Annotated in this window: 14 protein-coding genes; 2 read left to right on the forward strand and 12 right to left on the reverse strand. The window is 54.8% G+C overall.

From position 1 onward, the window contains the following. Positions 1 to 88 precede the first annotated feature (88 nt). Positions 89 to 415: a trp operon repressor gene (trpR, locus tag QNN88_RS13865; RefSeq protein ID WP_414240731.1), complete on the reverse strand. Its 327-nt coding sequence runs from the start codon at positions 413 to 415 to the stop codon at positions 89 to 91. A gap of 57 nt (positions 416 to 472) precedes the next feature. Next, positions 473 to 2410: a murein transglycosylase gene (sltY, locus tag QNN88_RS13870; RefSeq protein WP_414240732.1), complete on the reverse strand. Its 1938-nt coding sequence runs from the start codon at positions 2408 to 2410 to the stop codon at positions 473 to 475. Between the two features lie 206 nt (positions 2411 to 2616). Here sltY and ettA point away from each other — a divergent pair, with 206 nt between their 5' ends. Then, positions 2617 to 4284: an energy-dependent translational throttle protein EttA gene (gene ettA / locus QNN88_RS13875; RefSeq protein WP_414240733.1), complete on the forward strand. Its 1668-nt coding sequence runs from the start codon at positions 2617 to 2619 to the stop codon at positions 4282 to 4284. An 89-nt stretch (positions 4285 to 4373) separates the two neighbouring features. On the opposite strand, the gene QNN88_RS13880 is transcribed toward ettA, so the two are convergent. From QNN88_RS13880 to QNN88_RS13915, 8 genes are all read right to left on the reverse strand, one after another. Then, positions 4374 to 5117, reverse strand: coding sequence for an oxidative stress defense protein (locus QNN88_RS13880; protein WP_414240734.1), 744 nt, complete (start codon positions 5115 to 5117; stop codon positions 4374 to 4376). Positions 5118 to 5210: 93 nt separating this feature from the next. Next, positions 5211 to 5846 carry an arginine exporter ArgO gene (gene argO, locus QNN88_RS13885; RefSeq protein WP_043001725.1) on the reverse strand — a complete coding sequence of 212 codons (636 nt, stop codon included), beginning with the start codon at positions 5844 to 5846 and terminating at the stop codon, positions 5211 to 5213. 144 nt (positions 5847 to 5990) lie between these two features. Further along, positions 5991 to 6851, reverse strand: a complete 861-nt coding sequence (locus QNN88_RS13890; protein WP_414240735.1) for a small-conductance mechanosensitive channel MscS — start codon at positions 6849 to 6851, stop codon at positions 5991 to 5993. Positions 6852 to 6967: 116 nt separating this feature from the next. Next, complete coding sequence (allS, locus tag QNN88_RS13895; RefSeq protein ID WP_414240736.1) at positions 6968 to 7912, reverse strand: HTH-type transcriptional activator AllS; 945 nt, start codon at positions 7910 to 7912, stop codon at positions 6968 to 6970. Then, the gene (locus QNN88_RS13900; RefSeq protein WP_414240737.1) at positions 7869 to 8696 is read right to left on the reverse strand and encodes a DUF2877 domain-containing protein; all 828 of its coding nucleotides are present in this window, start codon (positions 8694 to 8696) and stop codon (positions 7869 to 7871) included. The genes allS and QNN88_RS13900 overlap by 44 nt, the downstream gene beginning before the upstream one ends. Positions 8697 to 8793: 97 nt before the next feature. Continuing rightward, positions 8794 to 10056: a DUF1116 domain-containing protein gene (locus QNN88_RS13905; protein WP_414240738.1), complete on the reverse strand. Its 1263-nt coding sequence runs from the start codon at positions 10054 to 10056 to the stop codon at positions 8794 to 8796. 15 nt (positions 10057 to 10071) lie between these two features. After that, positions 10072 to 11733 (reverse strand): acyl-CoA synthetase FdrA, encoded by a 1662-nt coding sequence (locus tag QNN88_RS13910; protein ID WP_414240739.1) that lies wholly within the window; start codon positions 11731 to 11733, stop codon positions 10072 to 10074. 12 nt (positions 11734 to 11745) lie between these two features. Next, positions 11746 to 12969 carry an MFS transporter gene (locus QNN88_RS13915; protein WP_414240740.1) on the reverse strand — a complete coding sequence of 408 codons (1224 nt, stop codon included), beginning with the start codon at positions 12967 to 12969 and terminating at the stop codon, positions 11746 to 11748. Positions 12970 to 13304: 335 nt separating this feature from the next. Between QNN88_RS13915 and QNN88_RS13920 the strand changes: the two genes are divergently transcribed. Then, positions 13305 to 14210, forward strand: a complete 906-nt coding sequence (locus tag QNN88_RS13920; RefSeq protein ID WP_414240741.1) for a carbamate kinase — start codon at positions 13305 to 13307, stop codon at positions 14208 to 14210. Positions 14211 to 14295: 85 nt separating this feature from the next. On the opposite strand, the gene fbaA is transcribed toward QNN88_RS13920, so the two are convergent. Beyond that, positions 14296 to 15375 carry a class II fructose-bisphosphate aldolase gene (gene fbaA, locus QNN88_RS13925; protein ID WP_414240742.1) on the reverse strand — a complete coding sequence of 360 codons (1080 nt, stop codon included), beginning with the start codon at positions 15373 to 15375 and terminating at the stop codon, positions 14296 to 14298. A 90-nt stretch (positions 15376 to 15465) separates the two neighbouring features. Continuing rightward, positions 15466 to 16629: a phosphoglycerate kinase gene (gene pgk, locus QNN88_RS13930; RefSeq protein ID WP_042324055.1), complete on the reverse strand. Its 1164-nt coding sequence runs from the start codon at positions 16627 to 16629 to the stop codon at positions 15466 to 15468. Between the last annotated feature and the right edge of the window lie 7 nt (positions 16630 to 16636).

Consider the following 16636-nt stretch of genomic DNA (forward strand, 5'->3'; position numbering starts at 1 on the left):
CAGGCCGGATAAGACGAAGTCGTCATCCGGCGATGGGGCGGTTGCAAGCCTGATGGCGCTACGCTTATCAGGCCTACGAAAACACTTTTCAGGCGTTTTTCAACAATACGGTTTCCAGCCACTGACGCAGTTCAACAGGGGCAGATTTCAGGCTATTAGAGCCGCGAGTGATCGTCGCAATCCCCGCGCCCAGCTCGTTTTTAAGCTCGCGCTGGCTCATTTCGCCACGTAATAACTCTTCGATAATGCGTACACGCGTCCCCAACGCTTCGCGCTCATCCGGGGTCAGCATCAACTGCAACAGCGGTAAGTGCAGATCCTCTGCGTAAGACTGGCGGAGCAACTCCACAAAACGAAGCCACTCCTGATTACGTTGTTCGGCCATCGCCGATGAATAAGGGGAATGCTGGGTCATGTTATGTCACCCTGTTGTACTCACACACGAGTACAAATCATAACATAACCCACCGGATTAATAACGTCTCTGCCACTCAGAATCGCTCATCAGGGTGTCTTTCTGCCCCATGAAATAGCGATAGTAAGCGTCGTAAGCCAGCACATTCTTCACATAACCGCGTGTTTCCGAGAAAGGAATACTCTCGACAAACGCCACGGCGTCAATCCTTCCGGCGCTGTTGCCAAGCCAGGTGCGCACGCGCCCCGGTCCGGCGTTGTAGGCTGCTGATGAGAAGATCCGATTATTTCCGAACTGCTGATAGACGTACTGAAGATAGCTGGTGCCAATGTTGATATTGGTTTCCGGATCCAGCAACTGGCTCTGGCTGCTGTAGCCCGGAATCGAAAACATCTTCACCGTATGCGTCGCGGTGCCAGGCATAATCTGCATCAGCCCGCTGGCGCCGACCGGCGATTTCACCTTCGGGTTCCAGGCGCTCTCCTGACGCGCGATCGCCATCGCATAGCTTTGCGGAATGTCTTTGCCACGGGTATAGCGGGTAAAGAGATCCTGATACGCCAGCGGGAAGCGCTCCTCCAGATGATCCCAGAGTTTACCGGCGATCGTCGCCTGCACGCTCAGATCCCACCACTGATTATTGAAGGCATAACGCGCCAGCTGCGCCTGCTCGGTCTTCGTGCGACTGGTGACCAGGTTTGCCCATTCGCTGCGGGCGGTGTTATCCAGATTCCAGTACATCAGTTCGCGAACGCGGGCCATTTCGGGTCCCTGAGTTAACGCGTTATTCACATTATCGGGCGCCTTATCAATTTTCAGGACGTATTCTTCTCCCAGACGCTGCGCCGCCGCCATCGGGTAGAAACCGCGCTGTTGCATAAGCGCATGCAGGATCTCTTTTGCTTCTGCTTCACGTCCTCGCTCCAGCAACAGATCCGCCTGCCAGTAGCGCCATTCGTCCTTCTCTTTCGCTTCCATCGGCAGACGCGCCAGCCAGGTATTCAGGCCACGGCGATCGCCGGTCCCGAGCGCCATCCGCACCCGACGCTCCACCAGCGTCGTGGACTGCGAGCGCATAATTGCGTCGTCTCGCCATTTCGCCTGCTCGTCGGTGACGTCGTTGCCCATTAATCGCCAGGCGACGATATCGCGCAGTTCCTGGGTTTGATCCTCATTCAACTGCTGCGCCTGCACCAGAGAGGGGATCATCAGACGCGCGTTTTCCGCATCCTGACGAGCGACGCTGGCAAAGGCCACAGCGGCCATCTGACGGGTGAAATCGGTCGCACCGGTGGTTCGCGCAAAGGTCATGACGCTGTTCGGATCGTTCGCCAGCGAGATAATCGCTGACGCGATAGTCTGGTACTCCGCCGGCATCTGCCCGGCCAGTACCGTCACCAGTCCGTTATTTCCCGCTTTCATTGCCAGGCGAATGCGCTCCAGATAAGCGAGCGGATCCTGAGTGCCAGACGCGCGCCAGACGCTGAACAGTTTGTCACAGGCATTGGGTTGGCTTTTACCGGTCAACCACAGCTCTTTCGCCCCCTGCCAGGCTTCTTCTGTTTGCCCGGTATTCCACTTCGCGTAATAGTAATTGCACTGCGCCTCGGTGGTTCTCGGCTTCTCCGGGCTAAACGCTAATAATCCGCGCCAGTCTTCACGCCGCGCCAGTTCGTTAACGAAACGCGATTCCAGCGTACGCGCTGGCGGCAGGGTTGGGTTAGCACGGACAAAGTTGGTCACTGTAACGGTCGGCTGATTCATTAAATCGTCAGTGATCTGCCGATATTCCAGATAGGGATACAGGGGATAATTCTTCAGGCCCGGCATCATCTGTTCGACGACATCCATTTGTCGATTATCCCAGGCCTGCTTAATTTGTGCGTAACGGTTACGCTGTTCATCCAGTGAATCGGCTCGCGCAGCCTGACTTAACGTCAGCAGGCACACACCGGCGACAATGAGACGCCAGGTAAATCGTTGGGCTTTGTCCACAAGCTCTTCCTCTAAATATGATACGTCGTTGCAGCTTCATGCCGCCTAATGATTTCATGCTAACCAGTCATTGGCATTTACGCCACGTCGCGGACACTTTTTTACTTTTACTGCGAGTGAGATCTGCTGGCTGGGATTGAGAGGGGAAAACGGCTACACTTCGCCTTTGAAAACACTTATTCAATAAATACAGAGGCGAGTCCAACGTGGCCCAATTCGTTTATACCATGCATCGTGTCGGCAAAGTCGTACCGCCGAAACGTCATATTCTTAAAAACATCTCTCTGAGTTTCTTCCCTGGCGCAAAAATCGGCGTACTGGGCCTGAACGGTGCCGGTAAGTCAACGCTGCTGCGCATCATGGCGGGCATCGATAAAGATATCGAAGGTGAAGCCCGTCCGCAGCCTGGCATCAAAATTGGCTATCTGCCGCAGGAACCTCAGCTCAATCCTGAGCACACCGTTCGCGAATCTGTCGAAGAAGCGGTGGCGGAAGTGGTCAACGCACTGAAAGGTCTGGATGAGGTGTACGCGAAGTACGCTGAACCAGATGCTGACTTCGATAAACTGGCTGCGCAACAGGGCAAGTTTGAAGAGATCATTCAGGCGCACGACGGTCATAACCTGAACGTGCAACTCGAGCGCGCGGCTGATGCCCTGCGTCTGCCAGACTGGGACGCGAAAATCGCGACGCTTTCCGGGGGTGAACGCCGCCGCGTAGCGCTATGCCGTCTGCTGCTGGAAAAACCAGACATGCTGCTGCTCGACGAACCGACTAACCACCTGGATGCGGAATCCGTGGCCTGGCTGGAACGCTTCCTGCACGACTTCGAAGGTACCGTGGTGGCGATCACCCACGACCGTTACTTCCTCGACAACGTGGCAGGCTGGATTCTGGAACTGGACCGTGGCGAAGGTATTCCGTGGGAAGGTAACTACTCCTCCTGGCTGGAGCAGAAAGATCAGCGTCTGGCGCAGGAAGCCTCTCAGGAAGCAGCGCGTCGCAAGTCTATCGAGAAAGAGCTGGAGTGGGTGCGTCAGGGCGCGAAAGGCCGTCAGTCTAAGGGCAAAGCCCGTCTGGCACGCTTTGAAGAGCTAAACAGCACTGAATACCAGAAACGTAACGAAACCAACGAACTGTTTATTCCACCTGGACCACGTCTGGGCGATAAAGTCGTTGAAGTCAGCCACCTGCGTAAATCCTACGGTGACCGCGTGCTGATTGACGATTTGAGCTTCTCCGTACCGAAAGGCGCCATCGTCGGCATCATCGGTCCAAACGGCGCAGGTAAATCTACCCTGTTCCGTATGATGTCCGGTCAGGAACAGCCAGACAGCGGCACCATTACGCTCGGTGAAACCGTTAAGCTGGCGTCCGTGGACCAGTTCCGTGACGCCATGGATAACAGCAAAACCGTATGGGAAGAAGTGTCCGGCGGGCTGGATATCATGAAGATCGGCAACACCGAAATGCCAAGTCGCGCCTATGTTGGCCGCTTTAACTTCAAGGGTGTTGATCAGGGTAAACGCGTGGGCGAACTGTCCGGCGGTGAGCGTGGTCGTCTGCATCTGGCGAAGCTGTTGCAGGTTGGCGGCAACATGCTGCTGCTCGATGAACCGACCAACGACCTGGATATCGAAACCCTGCGCGCGTTGGAAAACGCCCTGCTGGAGTTCCCGGGTTGCGCAATGGTTATCTCGCACGACCGTTGGTTCCTTGACCGTATCGCCACCCACATTCTGGACTACCAGGATGAAGGGAAAGTGGAGTTCTTCGAAGGTAACTTCACCGAATACGAAGAGTACAAGAAACGCACGCTGGGCGCTGACGCGCTGGAGCCAAAGCGTATCAAGTACAAACGTATCTCGAAGTAATCGATAAGAGATGGCCGGATGGCGGCGTAAACGCCTCATCCGGCCTGTTTTGTAGGCCGGATAAGCGCAGCGTCATCCGGCACAGAAGGTTATTTCGCGGTGGTGGTTGCCGCAGGCTGCTGACTCCCCGCAGGTTCCAGCTGGAAGACCACATCGACCTGATCGTCAAACTGAATTGCCGCCTGCTCGTACGTTTCCTGAGCCGAAACCGGTGCTGCATCCGCTTTCATCATCCGCACCATCGGAGTGGGTTGATAGTTCGAGACATGGTAGCGCACGCTGTAAACCGGGCCCAGCTTGCTGTTAAAACCAGCCGCCAGTTCCTGCGCCTGATGAATCGCATCATCAATCGCCGCTTTGCGCGCTTTATCTTTGTACGCATCCGGCTGCGCCACACCCAACGACACAGAACGAATTTCGTTCAGCCCCGCTTTCAACGCACCGTCCAGCAACGGATTGAGTTTATCTAACTGGCGAAGCGTCACTTCGACAGTACGCACCGCTCGATACCCTTTCAGAATGCTTTTGCCGTTCTGATAATCGTAATCCGGTTGGGTACGCAGATTGGCAGAACTGATATCTTTCTTCGCGATCTGATTTTGTTCAAGGAAGGAAAGGTATTGCGCCACGCGCTCATCGGCCTGTTTCTTGGCCGTCGCCGCATCCTTTGCCGCCACATTGACCTCAATGGCCAGCGTAGCGATATCCGGCGCGGCGTCCACGCTGGCCGTCCCGGAAGTGACAATATGTGGGCCGTCAGGCAATTCGCCTGCCTGCACCGACATCGCACTGAATCCCATTAATGCCGCCAGGGCCATCACTTTGAACTTCACTGTCGCTCCTCCTTGTTACGTGAGTTGCCCTGAATTTCAGGGCGCATGCAGGCAAGCTTAGCGCGAAATAGTGTGTTGTCCATCAGACATCGCTTAGTTGAACAAGGCGTGAACATGCGCAACGCCTTCTTTTGCCAGTTGAAAAGCAATAAACCACATCACCAACCCCACCAGCGTATTAATGATCCGTTGCGCTTTTGCGGTACGCAGTCGCGGCGCGAGCCACGCCGCCAGTAACGCCAGGCCGAAAAACCACAAGAAAGACGCGCTGACGGTGCCAAGCGCGAACCAGCGCTTAGGTTCCACGTCCAGTTGTCCACCCAGACTCCCCAGCACCACGAATGTATCCAGATAGACGTGCGGATTCAGCCATGTCACCGCCAGCATGGTGGCGATAATCTTCCAGCGCCCCTGCTTCATCACTTCCGCGCTGGCCAGTTCCAGATTGCTGCTCATCGCCGTCTTTAAGGCGCCAAAGCCGTACCACAGCAAAAAAGCTACCCCGCCCCAGGTGACCAGCGCCAACAGCCACGGCGACTGCATTAGCAAGGCGCTGCCGCCAAAAATACCGGCGCAAATCAGCAGTAGATCGCTGATGGCGCACAATAGCGCAATCATGATGTGATACTGGCGGCGTATTCCCTGATTCATGACAAAAGCATTCTGTGGGCCGAGCGGAAGTATCATGGCTGCACCAAGTGCAAGGCCTTGAAAATAATACGATATCACGGTAATTATCCTGAGCGTTGTCTCTATAGCGCAGACTATAGCTCGGGAAGATTATTAGCGGAAATGGATAATATTAATCGTGGATTAGGGAAATTAATGCTGAGGGAGTTATGCCGGATGTCGCAATGCGCATCCGGCACACTATTACTCTGCCGCGCTTTCTTTCACGCGTTTGAAATTTACATCCATCTGCGGATACGGGAAGCTAATACCGGCGGCATCAAACTCACGCTTAATCCGTTCCAGCACGTCCCAGTACACGTTTTGCAGATCGCCGCTGTTACTCCAGACGCGCACCACAAAGTTAATTGATGACGCGCCCAGCTCATTCAAACGCACCGTCATTTCGCGATCTTTCAGAATGCGATCGTCTGACTCGATAATCCCGGTGAGGATCTGTTTCACCTTATCAATGTCAGAGTCGTAGGCGACGCTGATAATAAATTCATTACGGCGCACGGGTTCGCGGGAAAAGTTAATGATATTGCCGGCGATAATTTTACCGTTCGGGATCACCACAATTTTACCGTCGACAGTGCGCATGGTGGTGGAAAAAATCTGCACATTCAGCACCGTCCCGGCAACGCCGCCCAGATCCGCATACTCACCGGCGCGGAACGGACGGAACATGACCAGCAGAACGCCTGCGGCAAGGTTAGATAACGACCCCTGCAATGCCAGACCGACCGCTAAACCGGCGGCACCGAGCACCGCAATCACCGACGCCGTCTGTACCCCGACTCTACCCAACGCGGCAATCAGCGTGAAGGCGATAATCCCGTAGCGCACCAGCGCCGAGAGAAAATCTGCTACCGTCGCATCGATATGACGCGCGACCATCAGGCGGTTAACGGTATTCGACACCAGACGCGCCACAATCATCCCGACAATAATAATGGCCACTGCCGCCACGATGTTGACGGCATAGCTCAGCAGCAACGCCTGATTGCGGACCAGCCAGGTCCCCGCGCCGTTGATGCTGTCGACAACATTCAAATCTTCCATTACATGTTCCTTGGTCATAACTAATCAGAGCAAATGAGATCAATCTCACGAAAACACCCCGTTAAAGGTAAACAATAATGGGTGAATATGCCATTTTCGTTATGTTCAATTCAGGATCACACGTTTTTTTTCTGCTCAGCGGGACGATCCACCATCCGCAAAAATCCGCTCACCAGCGCATTCTTTTGCTTAAAGATTTCTGCCATTTCGCTGACCACTTTCCCGCTTCCGGCATTTTTCCAGGCGATAGAGAGTGGTGACGGCTGACGCGGGTTCACCACCGAACGGGCCACCAGTGCGCCCGACTCGACGTAAGGACGACACAGCCGTTCTGGTAAAAAACCGACGCCCAGGCCGCTTAAATGACAGGCCAGCTTGGTGCTGAGATCCGGAACCTTTATCTCCTTTTGCCCACTCAACAGCCAGGCCACACGGCGGGTAAGCGTGCGCGACGTATCTTCAATATTGATGGCGGGATAGCGACGCAGCATGTCATCCGTTAACACAGCCGCCGGATGGCTGGCTAACGGGTGATTCTGCGCCACCACAAACTGCCAGCTAATGTCGCCCAGCGGCAGTAGCGAAATGTTATTTGACAGCGATTCAGAGCCCGTCACGCCAATCGCCAGCTGATAGTCGTCATACAGCAGCGAATCCCACACGCCCATATAGACCTGACGGGAGATCTGGAAGCGGGTGAAGGGAAATTGTTGATGCAGCCACGTCAGTAAATCGGCGGTCGTCTGCGGCTGATAGAGCAAATTGTTGATGACAATATTGACCTGACGCTCAACGCCCGCATTGATCTGCTGTAACTCATCGGGCATGGCGTCCAGCCAGTTGAGCCACTGGCGGCAATGTTCGAGCAGATGCTGTCCCGCCAGCGTCAGACTGACGGAACGTGTGGTCCGTAAAAAAAGCTGCGTCCCCACCTGCTCCTCCAGCGTTTTTATGCGGTAGCTGATTGCCGCAGGCGTTTTATGCAGCGAACTGGCGGCACGGGAAAAGCTCTCCGTCTCAGCTACCCGAATAAATGTGCGTATTGTTTCCTGATCGAGCATGCATTCCCCTTGAGTCAGCCTTCTGTAACCAGCGTTGCGCCAGCGCAATCCCCAGCACGGTGTCGGCGCCAGAAGTGTGTCCCACCGTGAGCAACCGACGAAGCGCACGACCTGCGTCACGCCCACTTTGCAGGCTTCGCATCACGCCCAACACCGGCGTTGAAAATTCACCAACTCTGGCGCTATTAAGATAGCTACAGCTTACCGATGTTGTCAGCCGTGCGAGTTGATCCGCCGGGGGTAAAAAAAGCTGAACCGGCATCCCGACCGCGATAAAGACCGCCAGCATTCCGGTCAGCATATCATCACCGCTGGGCGTGAGTCCGGGTCCTCGACCGATAAGCCAGCGCCAGTCTGGCGCGACGCCACTCTTCCAGCGTTCCAGGCCGGCAATAATATCCTGATAACAGTCCAGGGTAGTCAGTGGTTGATTGAGTAAGCTCCCCAGGCCGGTTTGCTGACTACAAGAAGACAGGTCAAGAGGCGCGATGGCGATGGGATTTAGTTGCAATCTGAGCGACCGCTGAGGGCGAAGGGTGAGCCCCTGCCCGCTCAGCAGACTCCCGGTTTTGTACAGTTGCGAAACCGCAGTCAGGCAAGAAAACTGAGTACGGCTCAACAGCACGCCGGTCGGCCCCAACCCTTTGCCGTAGCGGTATAACGTCAGTAATTCGCCGTTGGCATGGCTGAAATTGATCGCCTGCGAAAAGCGACTGTGCAGCGTCCATTCACCATCAGGAAGTCGATAAAGCCCGGTGCAGGCCAGAGCATTGAGAATGAACATAGGTTGCTCCGAAATGCCGGATGGCGCTTCACCGTATCGGCCTACGAGTGACACCGCCCCGTAGGCCGATAAGCGTCAGCGCCACCGGGTATAGTGGTTACGCCGTGATGTGATGCTCTTCCGCCAGCGCTTCCAGCGCTTTTTCAAAACACAGCAGCGGTGCGCGAACGGTGCCCGCCCCCACCTGGCCAATCCCTGCTTCGCGGTGAGCGATACCGGTATTGATGAGTGGCGTAATTCCCGTTTCCACGACGCGACGGATATCCAGCCCCAGACATGCACCTTTGAAATCCCAGGACGGGATCTGGAACAAAGGGTTGTTAGCGAGGTAGATTTCCGCCATCTCTTCGGAGGTTTCCAGCGCAGCTCCCATACCACCCGCGCCAACGAAACGCGTCACGCCAGGGGCGGCAATCATTGCTGCGCCACCGATACCCAGCGTTTCAGTAATGGCGCTATCACCGATGTCCGGGTTGGCATCCGCCTGGCTGTAGCCGGTAAAGAACAGGCCCTGCGGCGTATTCACCGGTGCAGTAAACCAACGGTCGCCGGTGCCGCTGACGCGGATCCCGAACTCACGCCCGTTGCGCGTCATTGCCGTCACCACCGAACCGGCTTTTATCACCGCCGCCGCATCCATCACCGCTTTGCTGTAGGCCATCGCCAGGTTAAGGAAGAACTGATCGGTCACGCTCAGGAATTGCAGCACCTCAATGATTTCGGCTTTCGGTCGGTCCAGACCCGCAATCACAGGAGACAGTGTGCGCAGCAGCAGCGACGAGGCGGCGATATTACGCTGATGGAATTCGTCACCCATCGTAATCGCCTGGGCCATCATCGCCGTCAGATCAACGCCATTCTCCATGCGCGATAAAGCGTCCTGTAATACCGGTGCCAGCGTATCGCGCATCCAGCGCAGCCGTGTCTGCACATCCTCACCATAAGCGCCGAAACGCATGACCTTGCCGATCCCTTCATTCAGGTTGCAGCAGGATTGATTGCCGTGCACCACGTCTCGCACCACCAGCACGGGCATGTTTGCAGAGGTGATCCCCCCCATCGGGCCGACCGCACCAACATGGTGACAGGGGATAAACTCCACCTCGCCCTGGCTCAGGAGAGTCACGGCCTCTTCTTCACTGGCAGCCCAACCCTCAAACAGCGAGGCGCCGATGCAGGCACCGCGCATGGGTCCCGTCATCGCTTCCCAGGCAATCGGCGGACCGGCGTGCAGCAATTTACGCCCGGTGGACAATTCAACGACCGCCTCCTTCGCAGGACGGACTGCCACCCAGTGCGGGCGTGCGGCTTTAATGCGTTCAATAATGGCGTCATTGGCCTGTGCAATTGATGAATACATATCGGTACCTCTGAATTAATGTAACTGCTTGAGTAAACTGGCAAGACGCGCATTGCCACCGGCAATCGGCGCCCATTGATAATGCACAACCGGCGTGCCGCTGCTTTGCAGATCCAGCGCGAAGCTGCGCAGCCCGGCATTGATCACCTGTACGCCATCCAGCAAGGGGTTAGGTTCAACTGATGGGCGGGAGTCCTGATGCTGTGTCAGGCTGATGGCGAGCAACACCGCCTCTTCCAGGGTTTCCACTACGGCGATACCTGCGTCACGCAGGATGTCCGTTTGTCCGCTGCGCCCCTGTGGATCGGCGTCGGTTCCGGTCAGGGTCGCAATGGTGACCAACGGCGCGCTGCGCGTCGCGCGGACCTTTTCGACGGCTTCAACAACGGCGCCCGCGGGATCAGCACAGGCGCCATAACCCAGCACCACATCCAGCAGCAGTACCCCCACGTCAGGCATCGCGGCCAGCTTTTCGATTTCAATGCTGCGGGTGGTTGGATCGATCATCGGGTGAGGTCTGCCCAGCGTGTAGCTGTCATCCCCCAGATCAACAATGCGGTGTCCCTGCGCGTCGAGCATGACGCCAGCAGCGTGGCTTTCGCTCACCGGCACATCCAGTCCGGCTGAAAGCAACATCGCTGCCTCCGCCGCAAGGGTTCCGCCGGCATACAGCCCATAAATCCCCTTTCCTGCCACCTCGGGTTGCATCAGGCGCTGCTGAGCCACGCGCATCAGCAACACGGCCAGTTGGGCGGCATCTGAGAGCGAATTCGCCAGCCAGACATTCCCCTCACGGCGCTGTTCCGGTTTATTACCGAGAAAGAGCGCGACCACCGGTTTACCTACCTTTTGCATCGCATTGATAATGCGGGTTCTGACCTGCGGCGACGGCGGCTTAGAGACAAACGTGATCACCCGCGTGGCATCATCAGCCGCCAGCATCTCCAGCGCCGTTAACGCACTGATGCCTCCCACTTCCGCACTCAGATCGCGCCCCCCCAAACCGATGGCATGGCTGATGCCCTGTCGGTGCAGCGCAATCTGCGAAGTGACCTCCTGAATACCGGTCCCGGATGCGCCTATCACGCCAATGCCGCCTTCCGGTAATACGTTCGCGAACGCCAGTGGGCTACCGGCAATCATCGCCGTCCCGCAGTCCGGCCCCATCACGATCAGCCCTTTTTCGCGAGCCAGCGTTTTCAGCTCAACTTCCTGCTCCAGCGGCACGTTATCGGAAAACATCATCACGTTCTTACCCGCCAGCAATCCCTCTTTTGCCACGGAGGCCGCATATTCCCCGGCAACCGAAACCAGCAGCAGATTAGCCTGCGGTAATTTCTGGCACGCGCTCTCCCAGCGACGTGCCTTCAGCAGTTGCTGTGAACTGCCCGAGGCGCTGGCAATCGCGCTCAACTCTTTTTCCAGTTGCTCACGAATTAATTCGAGGATCTCCGGTTGCTCGTCATGCGTTCGTACCGCCACACAAATATCGTTCGGTGTGGCCTCGACAAAATCACCATGCCAGAAGCCGGTAGAATCCAGCATTGCTTTATTCGCCGGCGTGCCCATCATCACGGAAACCTGGTCAACTTCCGGTCGCTCACTTAATTTCCGGGAAATGATCATCAGGCTGACGGAATCCTGAAAACTTCCCTTTTTAATAAAGGCGTAAATCATTACCGCTACCTCTTATGTACGTTTTTCTTTCAAAAACAGCATCGCAACCAATCCAATAGCTAACAGAATGGCTGACACATAAAAACTGGATGCCAGGCTGCCTGTAATATCGCGCGCCGCGCCGGCAATAATGGGTGCAAGAATAGAAGAGCTCATGCCGATAAAATTAAATAAGCCAAACGCGGTGCTGTAATTATTTTCATCGACGCTATCAGCAACCAGCGCAACCAGCACGGGATCCAGCGCCAGTTTGCCGACGAGACCGTAAACACACAGAGCGACAATCACGCCGGTCATATTTGGCATCCAGACAATGGATAGCATGCTGAGGATCGCCACCGGAACAAGGAACATAATTAACGGTTTGCGTTTGCCTAATTTGTCAGACAGGCTGGAGAATAACAGCGCGCCGGGGATTGAAATCCAGGCGACCAGCGAAGAGATAAACCCGGTTTCACTCCCGGCAATACCCCGCTCATTTTGCAGATAATAGGGAAGCCAGGTCAGAATAACGAAGAATCCAAACAGGCTGCAGAACACCATGATATAGGTCAGAACGAGGTTGCGGTTTTTCAGGAGATCGCTGAATTTGCCTTTTTTCACCGGCTGACCGTCGGTATCTACGGTACGTTTCTTTTCTTTCACAAACAGCCAGATCGCAATCCCCACCAGTACCGAAGGAACTGCCATCGCGTAGAACGGCATCCGCCATGAATGGCCCTGATCGTATACCAGCCAGCTTGATGTCATCAGCCCGAGCGCAATACCAAAGGCCATACCGCTATTGATAATTGCACTGCCCAGCGAGCGGTATTTTTTAGGGATTTGCTCAGAAGAAAGCCCATACTGAGGCCCGTAATAGGTCCCTTCTCCCGCGCCCGTTACCACGCGGGCAAACAGCAGCGTGTACCAGCTTTTTGCCCAACCGGTAACCGCCGTGAATACGCCAAAGAGAATAAACCCTGGCACCAGCACTTTTTTCTTACCGATTTTGTCACCCAGTATTCCGGCCGGAACCTGTAGTAATGCATAAGAAAAATAAAACACAGAATTAAGAATACCTAATTGCGTTCCACTTAAGCCAAACTCTTTCTCCAGCTCGCCCATTACCGGGTTCAATACCGTCCGGTCGGCATACATAAAAATCCATCCCAACCAGAACAGGAAAATGGTCACCCACCAGGCCGGTATTCCTTTTTTCTTCGTGACCTCAGTCACTTCACATGATTCAGACATAAGCAATCTCCCGGTAATATTTACCGTTGAACACCTCAGGTTATCTGACGATTGATGAGGCTTGATGTTTTAACTCTGCTCACCATATCGGGCCACGACGCCATTTCGTTTGAGCAAAGTCACACAAAATCCATTGTTATAAATTCCTGGGAACTGACCGCAGCATTATTAAAAAAACTCTAACAATCATTTTTTAAATAATTTAAACAAAGCAATTAAAAATAATCCGAATTAACGCGTTATTTTTATCAGTCAATAAGCTGTCGAAGAAGTCACATTATAAATAGCCAGGAACGTTATTTTGACCACGAGATATTTTGCACATTGAGGTCATAATGAAAAAGAAACTGGTCATTGCGCTGGGTGGAAATGCTTTATTGCAGCGCGGAGAAATACTGAGCGCGGAAAACCAACAGCGCAGCATTCAGGTTTTTGCGCAACGGGTGGCGACGCTGGCCCGCGATTATCAACTGGTGATTGTTCACGGAAACGGGCCTCAGGTCGGGTTGCTGGCGTTGCAGAACGCGGCCTACACGGAATCTCCCGCCTGGCCGCTGGATATTCTGGTGGCTGAGAGCCAGGGTATGATCGGTGCCGCTATCGCCCAGGCGCTGACGCAAAACGTGGGCAACTCCTCTGTCACCACGCTGATGACGCGGGTCGAAGTAGACCCACAGGATGAAGCGTTTGCCGCTCCGGGTAAGTACATTGGCCCTGTCTATCAACCGGATCAACAAGCTGAACTGGAGCAACGCTATGGCTGGACGATGAAGGCGGATGGGCAGTACATTCGTCGGGTCGTTCCCTCACCGATGCCGCAAAACATTCTCGACAGCGATGCCATCAGGATACTGGTGGAAGCGGGACACACGGTGATTTGCTGTGGCGGCGGCGGCGTTCCGGTGGTGGCACAGGGCGAAGGATACCAGGGAACCGAAGCGGTGATCGATAAAGATCTGACAGCCGCGGTGTTGGCGAATGCCATCAACGCCGATCATCTGCTGATCCTGACCGATGCCGATGCCGTCTATGAACACTGGGGGACGCCGCAGGCGCGTGCGTTACGCCATGTGACAACCGAAGAGTTGGCGCCTTTTGCGGCACCGGATGGCGCAATGGGACCAAAAGCGGCAGCAGTGATCCAGTTTGTTAAGCAAACCGGGCGTTCGGCGTTTATTGGCGCGCTGAAAGATGCACCGCAGATACTCACGGGTGAGAAAGGCACCTGCGTGTCGCAATAACGCCTTATTGCCGGATAAAATGTGTCTCAACAAGTAAAAAAAATGGCTTCCCGAAGGAAGCCATTTTTACAATCAGCAGGCTATATTACAGAACGTCGATCGCGTTCAGTTCTTTGAAAGCCTGTTCCAGACGCGTGATCATAGAAGTCTGGCCAGCACGCAGCCATACGCGCGGATCGTAGTATTTCTTGTTCGGCTGATCTTCGCCTTTCGGGTTGCCCAGCTGACCCTGCAGATACGCTTCGTTATCTTTGTAGTACTTCAGAACACCTTCCCAGGTCGCCCATTGGGTATCGGTATCGATGTTCATTTTGATGACGCCGTAGCTCACAGAGTCTTTGATTTCCTGAGCAGTAGAACCGGAACCGCCGTGGAAGACGAAGTTCAGGCTGTTGTGCGGCAGGTTATGTTTCTTAGAAACATAGTCCTGAGAGTCACGCAGGATGGTCGGGGTCAGAACCACGTTACCCGGCTTGTAAACGCCGTGTACGTTACCGAAAGAAGCCGCGATAGTGAAACGCGGGCTGATTTTGCTCAGCTCGGTGTAGGCATAATCCACGTCTTCCGGCTGGGTATACAGGGCAGAAGCATCCATGTGGCTGTTGTCCACGCCATCTTCTTCACCACCGGTGCAACCCAGTTCGATTTCCAGAGTCATGCCCATTTTGGACATGCGCGCCAGGTATTTGGAGCAGATTTCGATGTTCTCTTCCAGAGACTCTTCAGAAAGGTCGATCATGTGAGAAGAGAACAGCGGTTTACCGGTCGCCGCGAAGTGTTTTTCACCCGCGTCCAACAGACCGTCGATCCACGGCAGCAGTTTCTTCGCGCAGTGGTCAGTGTGCAGGATAACCGGAACACCGTAATGCTCAGCCATCTGATGTACGTGATGCGCACCAGAGATTGCGCCCAGGATTGCCGCACCCTGAGGAACATCAGTTTTCACGCCTTTACCCGCGATAAACGCAGCGCCACCGTTGGAGAACTGAACGATAACCGGCGCTTTCACTTTTGCAGCGGTTTCCAGAACGGCGTTGATAGAGTCGGTACCGACGCAGTTAACTGCTGGCAGAGCGAAGTTGTTTTCTTTTGCTACCTGGAAAACTTTCTGTACGTCATCACCGGTGATAACGCCAGGTTTTACGAAATCAAAAATTTTAGACATGTTACGAGTCCTGTATCTTCGGCCTTGGAAAGGGGTGCGTGCCACTATAGCGCGCTGAAAATTGGGCAGGTTTCCCTGCCCATGAATGTCTTACTTCTTAGCGCGCTCTTCGAGCATCGCTACTGCAGGCAGAACTTTACCTTCCACGAATTCGAGGAATGCACCGCCGCCAGTGGAGATGTAGGAGATTTTGTCAGCAATACCGAACAGGTCGATCGCCGCCAGCGTGTCACCGCCGCCTGCGATAGAGAACGCGTCGCTGTCAGCAATCGCGTTAGCCACGATCTCAGTCCCTTTACGGAAGTTCGGGAATTCAAACACGCCAACCGGGCCGTTCCACAGAATGGTTTTCGCATTCTTCAGGATTTCAGCCAGCTGCTGTGCAGAAGCGTCACCGATATCCAGAATCTGCTCGTCTTCTTTCACGTCGTTGACGGATTTCAGCGTAGCGGCAGCGCTTTCAGAGAACTCGGTCGCGACGCGAACGTCAGTCGGAACCGGGATATCGCACGTGGTCAGCAGACGTTTGGCTTCGTCAACCAGATCGGCTTCGTACAGGGATTTACCGACATTGTGGCCCTGAGCGGCAACGAAGGTGTTCGCGATGCCGCCGCCAACAATCAGCTGATCGGCGATTTTGGACAGGGAATCCAGAACGGTCAGTTTGGTAGAAACTTTAGAACCGCCAACGATAGCGACCATCGGGCGAGCTGGCTCTTTCAGCGCTTTACCCAGCGCATCCAGTTCAGCGGCCAGCAGCGGACCGGCACACGCGACGTCAGCGAATTTGCCGATACCGTGAGTGGAAGCCTGCGCGCGGTGAGCCGTACCAAACGCGTCCATTACGAACACGTCGCACAGCGCAGCGTATTTTTTGGACAGCGCTTCGTCGTCTTTCTTCTCGCCTTTGTTAAAGCGAACGTTTTCCAGAACCACCAGTTCACCCGCAGCGACTTCAACGCCGTCGAGGTAATCTTTCACCAGGCGAACCGGGTTAGACAGTTTGTCTTTCAGGTAATTAACAACCGGCAGCAGAGAGAATTCTTCGTTGTACTCGCCTTCGGTAGGACGACCCAGGTGAGAAGTCACCATCACTTTAGCACCTTGTTTCAGGGCCAGTTCGATGGTTGGCAGAGACGCACGGATACGCGCATCGCTGGTCACTTTCCCTTCTTTAACTGGTACGTTCAGATCCGCACGGATAAAAACACGTTTACCAGCAAGATCCAAATCGGTCATCTTGATTACAGACATGGTGAAT

Origin of the sequence: Citrobacter sp. ANG330 (assembly GCF_047467925.1) — a bacterium.
Taxonomy (GTDB): domain Bacteria; phylum Pseudomonadota; class Gammaproteobacteria; order Enterobacterales; family Enterobacteriaceae; genus Citrobacter_A; species Citrobacter_A amalonaticus_G.